This window comes from Serratia sp. NA_13, from assembly GCF_052691735.1.
The window spans coordinates 92,894-108,030 of sequence record NZ_JBQZFV010000009.1 but is presented as its reverse complement, the minus strand read 5'-3'; the positions used below and the strand labels follow the sequence as shown (position 1 = coordinate 108,030).

Annotated in this window: 10 protein-coding genes and 1 pseudogene; 5 read left to right on the top strand and 6 right to left on the bottom strand. The window is 54.1% G+C overall.

All coding sequences use genetic code 11. The annotated features are described in order from the left end of the window. Window positions 1-263: 263 nt before the first annotated feature. The 4 genes from lpdA to pdhR form a co-directional block, all read right to left on the bottom strand. A complete protein-coding gene (gene lpdA, locus ACUTSU_RS14155) occupies window positions 264-1,688 on the bottom strand; it encodes a dihydrolipoyl dehydrogenase (protein WP_012146711.1) in 1,425 nt (474 codons plus the stop codon). Window positions 1,689-2,045: 357 nt separating this feature from the next. After that, window positions 2,046-3,926 (bottom strand): pyruvate dehydrogenase complex dihydrolipoyllysine-residue acetyltransferase, encoded by a 1,881-nt coding sequence (gene aceF / locus ACUTSU_RS14150; protein ID WP_445654301.1) that lies wholly within the window; start codon window positions 3,924-3,926, stop codon window positions 2,046-2,048. Window positions 3,927-3,939: 13 nt separating this feature from the next. Continuing rightward, window positions 3,940-6,603: a pyruvate dehydrogenase (acetyl-transferring), homodimeric type gene (gene aceE / locus ACUTSU_RS14145; RefSeq protein WP_445654300.1), complete on the bottom strand. Its 2,664-nt coding sequence runs from the start codon at window positions 6,601-6,603 to the stop codon at window positions 3,940-3,942. Window positions 6,604-6,773: 170 nt separating this feature from the next. Then, window positions 6,774-7,538 carry a pyruvate dehydrogenase complex transcriptional repressor PdhR gene (pdhR, locus tag ACUTSU_RS14140; RefSeq protein WP_445651769.1) on the bottom strand — a complete coding sequence of 255 codons (765 nt, stop codon included), beginning with the start codon at window positions 7,536-7,538 and terminating at the stop codon, window positions 6,774-6,776. Window positions 7,539-8,170: 632 nt separating this feature from the next. Here pdhR and ACUTSU_RS14135 point away from each other — a divergent pair. The 3 genes from ACUTSU_RS14135 to ACUTSU_RS14125 all read left to right on the top strand — a co-directional run bounded on the left by ACUTSU_RS14135 (window position 8,171) and on the right by ACUTSU_RS14125 (window position 12,110). Continuing rightward, complete coding sequence (locus tag ACUTSU_RS14135) at window positions 8,171-9,553, top strand: amino acid permease (RefSeq protein ID WP_445651768.1); 1,383 nt, start codon at window positions 8,171-8,173, stop codon at window positions 9,551-9,553. Window positions 9,554-9,748: 195 nt separating this feature from the next. Further along, a complete protein-coding gene (locus ACUTSU_RS14130) occupies window positions 9,749-11,149 on the top strand; it encodes a glycoside-pentoside-hexuronide (GPH):cation symporter (RefSeq protein ID WP_445654299.1) in 1,401 nt (466 codons plus the stop codon). A 10-nt stretch (window positions 11,150-11,159) separates the two neighbouring features. Next, window positions 11,160-12,110, top strand: a complete 951-nt coding sequence (locus ACUTSU_RS14125) for a glycoside hydrolase family 43 protein (RefSeq protein WP_445651766.1) — start codon at window positions 11,160-11,162, stop codon at window positions 12,108-12,110. 22 nt (window positions 12,111-12,132) lie between these two features. Here ACUTSU_RS14125 and ACUTSU_RS14120 read toward each other — a convergent pair. After that, window positions 12,133-12,365, bottom strand: a pseudogene (locus ACUTSU_RS14120) (hypothetical protein); the annotation flags it as partial. 203 nt (window positions 12,366-12,568) lie between these two features. Between ACUTSU_RS14120 and ACUTSU_RS14115 the strand changes: the two are divergent. Further along, window positions 12,569-13,153 (top strand): nucleotidyltransferase family protein, encoded by a 585-nt coding sequence (locus ACUTSU_RS14115; protein ID WP_445651765.1) that lies wholly within the window; start codon window positions 12,569-12,571, stop codon window positions 13,151-13,153. 7 nt (window positions 13,154-13,160) lie between these two features. Continuing rightward, on the top strand, window positions 13,161-14,213 hold the full coding sequence (locus tag ACUTSU_RS14110) for an XdhC family protein (protein WP_445654298.1): 1,053 nt from the start codon (window positions 13,161-13,163) through the stop codon (window positions 14,211-14,213). Here the strand turns inward: ACUTSU_RS14110 and ACUTSU_RS14105 are convergent. Further along, window positions 14,137-15,003 (bottom strand): helix-turn-helix domain-containing protein, encoded by an 867-nt coding sequence (locus tag ACUTSU_RS14105; protein WP_445651763.1) that lies wholly within the window; start codon window positions 15,001-15,003, stop codon window positions 14,137-14,139. The genes ACUTSU_RS14110 and ACUTSU_RS14105 overlap by 77 nt on opposite strands. Window positions 15,004-15,137: the final 134 nt, after the last annotated feature.

Below are 15,137 nucleotides of genomic sequence, written 5' to 3'. Positions count from 1 at the left end.
ACGGTTCTTTCGAACCCGTTCGGTGTTAGCAGGCACCAAAACGGATTTCTTACATCGTTATAGAACGATACAAGCGCTACCGAGCAAAGACATTGCGCGCAAATCTGGTTAAAAAATCAACCATAGGATGCAAGGCGGCGCTTTTTTATATACCCTGAACTTGGGTCTGTTCTGCCGGTTTAGCAGCCGGTCACCGGGCATTCCACCCATAAAAAAACGGCCCCTTTACAGGAGCCGCTTATTACCCTTTCAAACCAGCAGAATTACTTCTTCTTGGCTTTCGGGTTAGGCAAGTCGGTGATGCTGCCTTCGTAGATCTCAGCCGCCAAACCTACGGATTCGTGCAGGGTTGGGTGAGCATGGATAGTCAGCGCGATGTCTTCTGCGTCGCAACCCATCTCGATAGCCAGACCGATCTCACCCAGCAGCTCGCCGCCGTTGGTGCCGACAATTGCGCCACCGATGATACGGTGAGTTTCTTTGTCGAAGATCAGTTTGGTCATGCCGTCTGCACAATCGGAAGCGATAGCACGGCCAGAAGCTGCCCACGGGAAGGTGGATGTTTCGTAGCTGATGCCTTTCTCTTTCGCTTCTTTCTCGGTCAGCCCCACCCAGGCAACTTCCGGCTCGGTGTACGCGATGGATGGGATCACTTTCGGATCGAAATAGTGCTTCATGCCGGCGATAACTTCAGCGGCAACGTGGCCTTCATGCACGCCTTTGTGCGCCAACATCGGTTGACCGACGATATCGCCGATAGCGAAGATGTGCGGCACGTTGGTGCGCAGTTGTTTGTCGACGTTGATGAAGCCACGTTCATCAACTTCAACACCGGCTTTACCCGCTTCCAGCAGTTTGCCGTTCGGCACACGACCGATAGCCACCAGCACCGCGTCGTAACGCTGTGGTTCTGCAGGCGCTTTTTTGCCTTCCATAGTGACGTAGATGCCGTCTTCTTTGGCTTCTACCGCGGTCACTTTGGTTTCCAGCATCAGGTTGAACTGCTTGCTGATGCGTTTGGTGAAGACTTTCACCACGTCTTTGTCAGCCGCCGGGATCACCTGGTCAAACATTTCTACTACGTCGATCTGTGAACCCAGCGCATGGTATACGGTGCCCATTTCCAGGCCGATGATACCGCCGCCCATCACCAGCAGACGCTCTGGGACAGTTTTCAGTTCCAGTGCATCGGTAGAGTCCCACACGCGTGGATCTTCATGAGGAATGAATGGCAGTTGGATCGGACGGGAACCTGCGGCAATGATGGCATTGTCGAAGTTGATGGTGGTTGGGCCATTTTCGCCTTCCACAACCAGGGTGTTAGCGCCGGTGAACTTGCCCAGGCCGTTAACCACTTTCACTTTACGGCCTTTAGCCATACCAGCCAGACCGCCGGTCAGCTGATTGATGACTTTTTCTTTCCAGACGCGCACTTTGTCGATGTCGGTTTTCGGCTCGCCGAAAACAATACCGTGTTCGGCCAGGGCTTTGGCTTCTTCGATCACTTTGGCAACGTGCAACAGGGCTTTGGAAGGGATGCATCCCACGTTCAGGCAAACCCCGCCCAGAGTGGAATAACGTTCAACCAGAACGGTTTCAAGACCTAAGTCAGCGCAACGAAAGGCAGCAGAGTAACCTGCCGGGCCCGCCCCAAGTACCACGACCTGAGTTTTAATTTCAGTACTCATCATGACCTCTTAATTGTTTGTCCGGCGGGTCAGACGTCATCTTATCCCCTTCGTCTTTCAAGCTGCAGCGTTGTTGGCTTCATTTGCTCACCCCAATCACTTACTCAAGTAAGCTCCTGGGGATTCACGAACTTGCCGCCTAGCTGCAACGTGAAATCCATTGGGCATATTTCTAATCGATCTCATAACGCCCTTCATCCACCGGGACGCTTACACCGCCAGCAGTTTACAGAATTGTTAATAATCTGCAAAGCGTGTTCGAGTGACCCGTGTCTCAACAATTTTGTCGAGTCGTGCAAAAACCGACAAAACTGCTACAGAAGTGATAAGGGCGCAGCATGCTGCGCCCTTTTTTCATTACATCACCATACGGCGGATGTCAGCCAGCATGTTGTTGATGATGGTAATAAAGCGCGCACCATCTGCACCGTCAATGACACGGTGGTCGAAGGAGAGCGACATTGGCATCATCAGACGCGGCACGAACTCTTTACCGTTCCAGACCGGCTCCATAGCAGACTTGGAGACGCCCAGAATGGCCACTTCCGGTGCATTCACAATCGGTGCGAAGTGGGTTGTCCCGATACCACCGAGGCTGGAGATGGTGAAACAACCACCCTGCATCTCGCCTGCAGTCAACTTACCGTCGCGTGCTTTCTTAGAGATAGCCATCAGTTCGCGGGACAGTTCAGTGATGCTCTTCTTGTTCACATCCTTGAACACCGGAACCACCAGACCGTTTGGCGTATCAACCGCCACACCCACGTTGATGTATTTTTTCAGCGTCAGCTTCTGTCCATCTTCGGACAATGAGCTGTTGAAGCGCGGCATCTGCTCCAGAGCAGCAGCAACGGCTTTCATGATGAACACCACCGGGGTGAACTTCACGTCCAGCTTACGCTTGGCTGCTTCTTCGTTCTGTTGCTTGCGGAAAGCTTCCAGATCGGTGATATCGGTTTTGTCGAAGTGAGTTACGTGCGGGATCATCACCCAGTTACGGCTCAGGTTGGCACCAGAGATTTTCTGGATACGACCCAGTTCGACTTCTTCGATCTCACCGAACTTGCTGAAGTCCACTTTCGGCCAAGGCAGCATGCCTGGCAGACCGCCACCGGCAGCAGAAGCCGGAGCCGCTTCCGCACGTTTGACCGCGTCTTTCACGTAAGCCTGAACGTCTTCGCGCAGGATGCGGCCTTTACGACCGGTGCCTTTCACTTTCGCCAGGTTTACGCCGAATTCACGCGCCAGACGGCGGATTACCGGGGTTGCGTGCACATAAGCGGCGTTCTCAGCGAACTCGCCTTTGGCAGCCGGTGCAGCCTGTTGGGCCGGAGCAGAACTTGCAGCCGGAGCCGGTGCAGCTTCTGATTTTTGGGCCGGAGCGGCAGCAGGCGCAGCGCCTTCAACTTCGAAGACCATGATCAGGGAACCGGTTTTCACTTTGTCGCCGGCGCTGATTTTGATTTCTTTCACGGTACCTGCGAACGGTGCCGGGACCTCCATAGAAGCCTTGTCACCTTCAACGGTGATCAGTGACTGCTCAGCGGCAACTTTATCGCCCACTTTCACCATCACTTCGGTCACTTCTACTTCGTCGCCGCCGATGTCCGGTACTGCAACGTCTTTGGCAGCAGAAGCCGCCGGTGCCGCAGGGGCAGCCGGAGCTTGTGCCGCAGCCGGAGCGGCAGCAGAAGCAGCGCCAGCCACTTCAAACACCATGATCAGAGAACCGGTAGTGACTTTGTCGCCGGTGGCGATTTTGATCTCTTTCACGGTGCCCGCGAACGGTGCCGGAACTTCCATAGAAGCCTTGTCGCCTTCCACGGTGATCAGGGACTGCTCGGCTTCCACCTTGTCGCCCACTTTCACCAGGATCTCGGTCACTTCAACTTCGTCAGCACCGATGTCCGGTACCGCAACGTCTTTGGCAGCAGCGGCAGCCGGTGCAGCAGCAGGTGCTGCGGCCGGTTGCTCTTCAGCCTTGGCAGTTGGGGCAGCAGCGGCCCCTTCTGCTTCAAAGATCATCAGCAGTTTGCCGGTTTCGGTTTTGTCACCGACGGAAACCTTGATTTCTTTAACCACACCCGCCTGCGGGGATGGGACTTCCATGGAAGCTTTATCACCTTCAACGGTGATCAACGATTGTTCAGCTTCAACTTTATCGCCCACTTTCACCAGAATTTCGGTGATTTCCACTTCGTCTGCACCGATGTCCGGTACTTTAATTTCGATAGACATTCTTCAGTACCTCTTATGCCAGACGCGGGTTAACTTTTTCTGGGTTGATGTCGAATTTCTTAATCGCATCAGCTACCACAGAAGCTTCAATTTCACCGCGTTTAGCCAGTTCACCCAGTGCAGCAACCACAACGTAAGAAGCATCGACTTCAAAGTGGTGGCGCAGGTTTTCGCGGCTGTCTGAACGACCGAAGCCGTCAGTACCCAGAACGCGATAGTCGCTGGCTGGAACGTAAGTACGAACCTGTTCTGCGAACAGTTTCATGTAGTCGGTAGACGCAACCGCCGGCGCTTCGTTCATCACCTGAGCGATGTAAGGTACGCGCGGAGTTTCGGTTGGGTGCAGCATGTTCCAGCGCTCACAATCCTGGCCATCACGCGCCAGTTCAGTGAAGGAAGTCACGCTGTAGATGTCAGAACCCACGCCGTAATCGTCAGCCAGGATCTTCGCCGCATCACGAACGTGGCGCAGGATAGAACCTGAACCCAGCAACTGAACCTTGCCTTTGCTGCCTGCCAGAGTGTCCAGCTTGTAGATACCTTTGCGGATACCTTCTTCTGCACCCTGTGGCATAGCCGGCATGTGGTAGTTTTCGTTCAGCGTAGTGATGTAGTAGTAGACGTTTTCTTGCGCGTCACCGTACATGCGAACCAGACCGTCATGCATGATCACTGCCACTTCGTACGCGTAAGCTGGATCGTAAGAGATACAGTTAGGAATAGTCAGAGACTGGATGTGACTGTGGCCGTCTTCGTGCTGCAGACCTTCACCGTTCAGGGTGGTACGGCCGGAAGTACCGCCTACCAGGAAGCCGCGCGCCTGCTGGTCGCCTGCGGCCCAGCACAGGTCACCGATACGCTGGAAACCGAACATCGAATAGTAGATGTAGAACGGGATCATTGGCAGATTGTTGGTGCTGTAGGAAGTTGCTGCGGCCAACCATGAAGAGGCTGCGCCCAGTTCGTTGATACCTTCCTGCAGAATCTGGCCTTTCTCGTCTTCTTTGTAGTAAGCCACCTGCTCACGGTCCTGCGGGGTGTACTGCTGGCCGTTCGGGCTGTAGATACCGATCTGACGGAACAAACCTTCCATCCCGAAGGTACGAGCTTCGTCGGCAATGATTGGAACCAGACGATCTTTGATCGACTTGTTCTTCAGCATCACGTTCAGGGCACGCACGAAGGCGATAGTGGTAGAAATTTCTTTGTTCTGCTCTTCCAGCAAGGAGCTGAAGTCTGCCAGAGCCGGCATTTCCAGCTTCTCGGTGAACTTCGGCATACGGGTCGGCACATAGCCTGCCAGCGCCTGACGGCGTTCATGCAGATATTTGTACTCTTCGGAATCTTTCTCGAAGGTGACGTACGGCAGTTTTTCGATGTCAGCATCGGCAACCGGCACGTTGAAACGATCGCGGAAGTGGTAAACCCCTTCCATGTTCATTTTCTTCACCTGGTGAGCAATGTTTTTACCTTCCGCAGTTTCACCCATGCCGTAACCTTTGATGGTATGGGCCAGGATAACGGTTGGTTTGCCTTGGGTGTCCTGCGCTTTTTTCAGTGCAGCAAAGACTTTCTTCGGATCATGACCGCCACGGTTCAGCGCCCAGATCTCTTCGTCGGTCATGTCTTTGACCAGCGCAGCCGTTTCCGGGAAGCGACCGAAGAAGTGCTCACGTACGTAAGCGCCGTCTTTGGATTTGAAGGTCTGGTAGTCGCCGTCCAGGGTTTCGTTCATCAGTTGGATCAGCTTGCCGCTGGTATCTTTACGCAGCAGTTCATCCCAACGACCACCCCAGATCACTTTCAGCACCTGCCAACCTGCGCCAGCGAAGATGCCTTCCAGCTCATTGATGATCTTGCCGTTACCGGTGACCGGGCCGTCCAGACGCTGCAGGTTGCAGTTGATAACGAATACCAGGTTGTCCAGCTTCTCACGGGTAGCGATGGTGATCGCGCCCTTGGATTCCGGCTCATCCATCTCACCGTCGCCCAGGAAGGCGTATACGGTTTGAGCAGAGGTGTTCTTCAGGCCACGGTGTTCCAGATATTTCAGGAACTTCGCTTGATAGATGGCGCTGATTGGGCCCAGGCCCATGGAAACGGTCGGGAACTGCCAGAATTCCGGCATCAGTTTAGGATGCGGGTAAGAGGACAGGCCTTTGCCGTGAACTTCCTGACGGAAGTTATTCATTTGGTCTTCGGTCAAGCGGCCTTCAAGGAAGGCACGTGCGTAAACGCCCGGAGAGATGTGGCCCTGGAAGTAAACCAGATCGCCGCCATCTTGTTCGGTGCGTGCACGGAAGAAGTGGTTGAAGCAGACTTCATAGAAGGTCGCAGAAGATTGGAAGGAAGCCATGTGGCCGCCCAGATCCAGATCTTTTTTGGAAGCACGAAGAACGGTCATTACCGCATTCCAGCGAATAGCGCTGCGGATACGACGCTCAAGATCCAGGTTACCAGGGTAAGCAGGTTCGTCTTCCACCGCGATGGTGTTGACGTAGTTGTGAGCCGCAGCACCGGCTGCAACGCTAACACCGCCTTTACGGGCTTCACCCAGAACCTGATCAATCAGAAACTGAGCTCGCTCAACACCCTCTTCACGGATGACCGATTCGATCGCCTGCAGCCAGTCGCGGGTTTCGATCGGATCCACGTCATTGTTTAAACGTTCTGACATGGTGGTATTCCTTATCTGTCTAATGGTTTGTTTTGGAGCCTGTCTTCCTGTGTTCTGAGACAAAACACACGAAGACAGGCCCATCAGTTTAGTTGCCGCTTACTTAAATGCTTAATTAAGCACTTCGAACGCAAACCCCGCAGGCTGGTGTGCCCTGAAGAGAACCGCTCTTAATCCTTGCGTTGCTGGAGACGCCGCAGCGATCTCTCGCGTCGGGTATGCTCCCGACTGAGATCCAGCAAGATTTCCTCGATAAACGCCAAATGGCGGTGCGAAGCTTCACGAGCTTTTTCTGGCTCGCGTGCCACAATCGCCTCAAAAATTCCGGCGCGGTGGCTGCTCACTTTTGCCAACATCTCACGGCGCGAGTAGAGCAATTCAAAGTTCTGGCGTACGTTCTGTTCCAGCATCGGCCCCATACAGCGCAGCAGGTGCAGTAACACAACGTTGTGGGCAGCTTCGGTCACGGCGATTTGGTATTGCATGACCGCGTCGGCTTCGGCGTCGAGATCACCGCTGTCCTGAGCCTGCTGAATCAGCCTATGGCAATCGCGGATGCGAGCCAGATCTTCGTCGGTACCGCGCAACGCCGCGTAATAGGCAGCAATGCCTTCGAGGGCATGGCGGGTTTCCAACAGATCGAATTGTGATTCAGGATGGTCGGCCAGCAGTTCAGCCAGCGGATCGCTAAAGCTCTGCCACAGATTAGTTTGTACAAAGGTGCCACCGCCCTGACGGCGCAGGAGCAGCCCTTTCGCTTCCAGGCGCTGGATAGCCTCTCTCAGAGAAGGACGGGAAACATCAAATTGTTTCGCCAGTTCACGCTCCGGTGGCAGTTTTTCGCCTGGACGCAGTGTTCCCTCGAGGATCAGATGTTCGAGCTGCTGCTCGATGACGTCTGACAACTTGGGTTGGCGGATTTTGCTGTAGGCCATGGGTGATTTCTTCTCTGCGAATGGCGCGGAGTCAATTGGTAATACCAATTTCAAAAACGTGACGGTAAAGTAACAAAGTATTCACCTCCTGTCCATATGGGCCTTGTTCGAAATCAGGTTACCCGCACATTTTAACACCTCAATACCAGACCTGCTGCAAACCGCCAACGCGCGCTTGGTAATACCATTTACGAGGTAGGTTTTTGATTTAACTTTTGCGAAACCTGCCATCGGGCAGACTGAACTCCCTAAAGTAGAATTCTATTGCATGTTTATTAAGCTTTAACGAATACCTATTTGCATCGCAAAAGGTGCGTTCGCCGGTTAATATTTCGCCACCGACCAACCGCCAGCGCTAAATTATTTTTGCGCATTATGTGAGTTAATGCTTATTTCATGCATTGAATCCCCCCTGTCGTCACACAACCCGCATTTTGTTTCCTAAACTGCTGAAATCTTAATCACTCACCACATAAAGCAGGTGCAAACTGGCGCACATAACATTATTCTTTGCCAAACGGTAGCGGCTCCGTGGAATTAATAGATATAACGCCGTAAATAAAACAAAACACACATCGTAACCACTGCTTTACAGCATGTGAGTAATTCTGCAACGACAGAGGGTTTCATTGATGGATGGTCAACAGCATGATGGCGACCAGCTGAAACGCGGCCTTAAAAACCGCCATATTCAGCTTATTGCACTGGGGGGCGCTATTGGTACCGGGCTATTTCTCGGGATCGCGCAAACAATAAAAATGGCCGGCCCTTCGGTCATTCTCGGTTATGCCATTGGCGGCTTTATCGCATTTTTGATTATGCGCCAATTGGGTGAAATGGTGGTCGAAGAACCGGTGGCCGGTTCCTTTAGCCACTTCGCCTATAAATACTGGGGCAACTTCGCTGGCTTCGCTTCCGGCTGGAACTACTGGGTGCTGTACGTCCTGGTTGCCATGGCGGAACTGACTGCGGTGGGGATCTATGTGCAGTACTGGTGGCCGGAGATCCCGACCTGGGTATCGGCAGCCGTATTCTTCCTGGCGATTAATGCCATCAACCTGGCGAACGTGAAGGTGTATGGCGAGATGGAGTTCTGGTTCGCCATCATCAAGGTCGTGGCGATTATCGGCATGATCGTGTTCGGTGCCTACCTGCTGTTCAGCGGCATGGGCGGCCCGGAAGCCACAGTGACCAATCTGTGGGCGCAGGGCGGGTTCTTCCCTAACGGCGTCATGGGGCTGGTGATGGCGATGGCGGTGATCATGTTCTCGTTCGGTGGGCTGGAGTTGGTGGGCATCACCGCGGCAGAAGCCGACAACCCGCAAAAGAGCATTCCCAAAGCGACCAACCAGGTTATCTACCGCATCCTGCTGTTTTATATCGGTTCACTGACCATTCTGTTGTCGCTGTACCCGTGGGGCAAAGTGGTTGAAGGCGGTAGCCCGTTCGTACTGATCTTCCACGCACTGAACAGCAATCTGGTCGCAACGGTGCTGAACGTGGTGGTGTTGACCGCCGCGCTGTCGGTATACAACAGCTGCGTCTACTGCAACAGCCGCATGCTGTACGGCCTGGCAAAACAGGGCAACGGGCCGAAAAGCCTGCTGAAAGTCGATGGTCGCGGCGTACCTGTCATTGCGATTGCCGTCTCCGCCACTGCCACGGCGTTCTGCGTACTGATTAACTACCTGATCCCAGGTCGTGCCTTCGAACTGCTGATGGCGTTGGTGGTGTCGGCACTGGTGATCAACTGGGCGATGATCAGCCTGGCGCACCTGAAGTTCCGCGCAGCCAAGAACCTCGAAGGCGTTGAACCGAAGTTCAAAGCCTTCTGGTATCCGTTCAGCAACTATCTGTGCCTGGTGTTTATGGCCGCTATCCTGGTGATTATGTACCTGACGCCGGGCATTCAAATCTCGGTATTGCTGATCCCGGTTTGGGTCGCCATTTTAGGCATTGGCTATGCCATTAAACAGCGTAGCCAGCGTACAGTAAGCGCATCGGGCCGCAGCTAACCGCCCCAAAAACAAGGCCCACAGTGCAAACTTTGGGCCTTTTTATTGCCTCTCTATTCTGCAAGCTGGCTCACAGTTTCCCCGCCATGGTTGATTTGTCCATCTCTACAACCATTCACTTCTGATAACTCGCCGCCAACCGGGACAATAATCGTTGCCACTCAGTCAGACTTTGCCGGTGCGGAGAAAATGTCCATGAAGAGCAACGCCCTATCAATAAAAGAAAAGATTGGCTACGGCATGGGAGATGCCGGCTGCAACATGATCGGCGGAGCCATTATGCTATTTCTCAACTATTTCTATACCGATATCTACGGTCTGACTCCCGCATTGGTCGGCGTGCTGCTACTGTCAGTTCGCGTGCTGGATGCCATTACCGATCCGATCATGGGTGCCATAGCCGATCGTACCCAAAGTCGTTGGGGTCGCTTTCGCCCTTGGTTGCTGTGGATCTCCCTGCCGTATGTATTATTCAGCGTTTTGATGTTTACAACGCCGGAATGGAGCTACAACAGTAAGGTGGTCTACGCCTTCGCCACTTACTTCTTGATGTCGCTGACCTACACGGCGATCAATATCCCCTACTGTTCGCTGGGCGGCGTGATAACCGCCGATCCGCACGAACGGGTCTCCTGTCAGTCCTATCGCTTTATCCTGGTCGGCATTGCGACCCTGATCCTGTCCCTGACGCTGTTGCCAATGGCCGAATGTTTTGGCGGCGCAAACAAGTCGCGTGGCTATCAGATGGCAATGGGAGTACTGGCACTGATTGCCCTGTTCATGTTTCTGTTCTGCTTTGCCACAGTTAAAGAACGCATACGTCCGGCAGTGCCAACCCATGACGCCCTTAAATCCGATCTGAGAGACGTGTGGAAAAACGACCAGTGGGTACGCATTCTGCTGCTGACATTTTGCAACGTCTGCCCCGGTTTTATCCGCATGGCCGCCACCATGTATTACATCACTTACGTCATGCAACAATCCGCCTCCTTCGCCAGTCTGTTTATCGCGCTGGGCGTCGTCGGCATGATGATTGGCAGCGCGTTGGCCAAGCCCTTGACCGATCGCTTCTGCAAACTGAAAGTGTTTTTCTGGACCAATATTGTGCTGGCGGCGTATTCGTGCGGCTTTTATTTCCTCAACCCTCAGTTCACTGCGCTGATCGTCGCCGCCTATTTCCTGCTGAATATCCTGCATCAGATCCCTTCGCCGCTGCACTGGTCGTTAATGGCCGACGTGGACGATTACGGCGAATGGAAAACAGGCAAGCGCATCACCGGCATCAGTTTTTCCGGCAATCTGTTCTTCCTTAAAGTCGGGCTGGCGGTGGCCGGTGCCATGGTGGGCTTCCTGATGTCGCTGTCCGGCTATCAGGCGGATGCTGCCAGCCAAAGCGCCGGCGCACTTAACAGCATCGTGCTGTTGTTCACCGTGATCCCCGGAATCGGATATCTGATCACGGCCGGCGTGGTACGCCTGCTGAAGGTTGATCGCCAACTGATGCGTCAGATCCAGATCGATCTGGAAAAGCGACGCATTAATTACCGCGAGCTAACCGACTACTCTGAGCCGCAACTAAAAACCCGAACCCCGTAAGGAGCCTGCGATGCGCGACTACCCTAATCCCTTGATTGAACAGCGGGCCGATCCATTTGTTCTGCGCCACAGCGATGGCTACTACTACTTCACCGCCTCGGTGCCGGAATATGACCGGTTGGAACTTCGGCGCGCGCGTAGCCTCAGCGAACTGGCACAAGCCAGCCCGACGGTGGTGTGGCGAAAACCACAACTGGGACCAATGAGCCATTTAATCTGGGCGCCGGAACTGCACTTTATTAACGGCAAATGGTATTTATATTTCGCCGCAGCCCATAGCCCGGAGATTGCCGGTGGCCTGTTCCAGCACCGAATGTTTGCCCTGGAATGCAGTGCAGCCAACCCACTGACCGGGGATTGGGTGGAAAAAGGCCGAATTTACACCCATATCGACAGCTTCGCCCTCGACGCCACCCACTTCGAGCATCGTGGCAAACACTATTATCTCTGGGCGCAGAAGGATCCGGCGATCCCTGGCAACTCCAACCTGTATCTGGCCGAGATGGAGGATCCCTGGACGCTGAAGGGCCGACCGGTGATGCTCAGCCAACCGGAACTCCCTTGGGAAACCGTCGGGTTCTCGGTCAATGAAGGGCCGGCGGTGATCACCCATGGCCAAAGAATATTTATCAGCTACTCCGCCAGCGCGACCGACGAGAATTATTGCCTCGGTCTGCTGTGGGCCGATATCGACAGCGACATTACCGATGCCGCCCAATGGCATAAGCTCGACCAGCCCGTGTTTCGCACCAGTGTAAAAAACCGCCAGTTCGGCCCTGGGCACAACAGCTTTACCCTGGATGAACAGGGGCGAGATATCTTGGTTTACCATGCGCGCAATTACACGGAGATCGAGGGGGATCCGCTCTATGACCCGAATCGTCATACACGAATTAAACCGCTGGAATGGGATGAGGAAGGAATGCCGGTATTGGGTGAGCCCCCGGCAGATAATCGTTAATAAAAGCGTGCGTCTGCTGTTACGGCCAGTGCGGCATATCACGGGCGAACACCTTCTGCCCCATCACCTTGGCGCGGCCATCGATGCGAAAGCGAATACGCTTTTCATGGGCATCCCAGTTAGGAGACTGAAGGATTCTTTGCTCAAACAGCGCGGCGTAGGCACGACTGTACAGTGGCGCGAGGTATACGGAGCCCCCCGCAATCACGGCGCTTTTGATAAAGCGGCGCCGCGACGGGGGTTAAAGTTGCTCATAAAAAGTCCTTTGCTTCTTATTGTATTTTTGTATTCAGCGGTGGTGTTGCGCAAACGCTGACGACCTTGCCGTAGACGTCATAAACATATGCTTATAACCAAAATTATGTGATTATTAACATGCTGTTTTCAAGAAAAACACATTTCAAGAACACATATTTTTAGTAAGGTAATAATAAGTTGCACAAATTCGGGCGGGTAACATGACAGCGGGCATAGTGATCGCCGCTGCCGGACGTGGGGAGCGTTTCTCTCAGGCCGGTGGCGAAGGCAATAAATTAAATGCCGGGTTTGCAGACGACTCCGGCCAGCAACGTTCCGTATTTGAACAAACGCTGCGTCAGGTACTGGCCTCTGGTTTGCCGGTATGGGTAGTCACCCGGCCGGATAATCTCCAGGTGCAGCAGGTCTGCACGGCCTATCAGGTTCCGGTCACACTGCTGGCAAGCTCTGGCCTCGGGGAATCCATCGCCGTCGGCGTTAACGCCACCCCGCACTGGCAAGGCTGGCTGATCCACTTAGCGGATATGCCCTTCGTTACACCGACGGTTTTCCAGCAGGTAGCGGCCGCTCTACAGCAACATGCCATCGTTCGCCCCGTTTTCCAGCAGCAGCCGGGCCATCCGGTCGGGTTTTCCGCCATTTTGCGCAAACAACTGGGCCAATTGCGCGGTGATAATGGCGCACGTGAACTGCTTAAAGGGCAGTCGGTGTTCCTGCTTCCTCTTGAAACGTCCGAGGTGGTGCAGGATATTGATCTTCCGTCACAGCTACCGGTCAGCGAGTAAATCCTCTATGCAACATCTCGATATCACCGTGGTCAACCAGGCGATAAGCTGGCTGAAGCAACAACCGGTATGGCTGTGCACCGTACTGAGCACCTACGGCTCCTCACCGCGATCGCCGGGGGCCATGTTGGTGGCCACCCAAGACGGGCATTACTGCGGGTCGCTGTCAGGGGGCTGCGTGGAAGAGGATTTTCTGCGACGCGTGGCGGTCGGAGAATATCAGGCGGCCAGCCAGGTGATCCGTTATGGTGAAGGGGGTCTGGAGCCGAACGTGGCGCTGCCGTGCGGCGGCGTACTGGAAGTACTAATAGAATCCCTGCCTGCCGGTGACGACAGTATTGCCTATCTGACAAAAATTGCCGGTGCACTGAACGGGCACCACGCGCTGGTCAAACGCCTGACCCTGCCCGATGCCTGTACCAGCCTGACATTGACCGATTTCGCCAGCGCCACCCAGGTGGAACGTCGTGGCCCACAGGTCACTTTGCATATCGCCGCGGCACCGCGTTTGCTGATCGCCGGGTTATCCAGCGTGGCGCTGTACTGCGCCGATTTCGCCAGCTCACTGGGGTTTGAAGTGTTGGTCTGTGAGAATCGGCCGGAGGCGCTGGATAATTTCGCCCCGCAGCTCAGAGCCAACGTCACCTTGTTGCGCCAGTTCCCGGCCAAGTTTATTGAAGACGGTGGCTGCCACGCCAATACGGCGATTGTGGCGCTGACCCACGATCCGCGCATGGACGATTTGACGCTGATGGAGGCGATCCACACCCCGGCATTTTACATCGGAGCCATGGGGTCATTGCGCAACAGCGCACGTCGCCGCCAGCGTCTGCAACAAATTGCCGAATTCAGCCCACAGGAGCTGGAACGTATTCATGCCCCAATCGGGTTGCCACTCGGCAGCAAAACCCCGGCGGAAATCGCGCTGGCGGTAATGGCGGATATCGTGCAGCAGAAAAACCGCACTACCGCCGCCCTGTCTGTCAACCAAGCGGAGTCACTGGCACCAGATGCTGGAGCTCAAGCTGCAACTCCTCCCGCTCGTTCAGCGAAGAGTTGAACATGGTCAGATCAGGCCCCTCTCTACGGGCCAGGCCAAGTTCAGGTAATGCCTGGGTGTAAATCTGCACCACATGCTCGTGCAAGGCCACCTGCTTGCCGGAATAACAAAAACGGCAAAAATCGCCGTGAATTTCCGGCCATGGCTCAAGCCCGGCCTCATCACTGACAGGACTATCCGCCGCAACACCGAGTGCGTATTCTACCCTGACCTGCTCTCCATCGGGTATAAACTCAGTAAGCGAAAAGGTTAACGTCGGTCGGCTGTCCACCGATTGATAAAACTGCTCTCTGATTTTGCTGCGAATGTGCAGGTGCGACTTATCCAAATCGGCAATATCGAGGTGATAAGCGTAACTTTTCCCTTTGATGGCATACTGCCCTTTGACTACCTTGATGCGGTCAACCTGAATATCGCCGGGATGGTTGACTGACAGCGAACGAACCAGATGACTGAAGTCCTGCTTGCGGGCATGGCGATAAACGCTGGGGGATTCGGCAAAGTGCTTTTTGAAGCAGCGGGAAAAGGTTTGTTGGTTATCAAATTGATATTCAATGGAAATATCAAGAATGGTTTTTTGCGTGAAGCGCAAGGCAAAAGCGGCGAGATACAGGCGGCGGGCGCGAATATAGGAGGCCAGCGACAGACCGGTCTGCGTCTTGAACATTCGCTGCAGATACCATTTCGAGTAGCCTGATTTGGCAGAAACGATATCCAATGATAGCGGGTTGGTCAGGTTGTCTTCAATCCAGACCAATAATTCCCTGATATGATTTTCTTGCGTTTCCATGTAGTTGCCGAGCCTTCTGTGCCAAATATGCCTTTATGCGTGTATTACTACTGCGCACGTAGGGTATACAGGTTAAAACGCGGCGTCCAGCGGGCTACAGGACTTTACACAGGCCTGAGCAAACCTGAAAAATT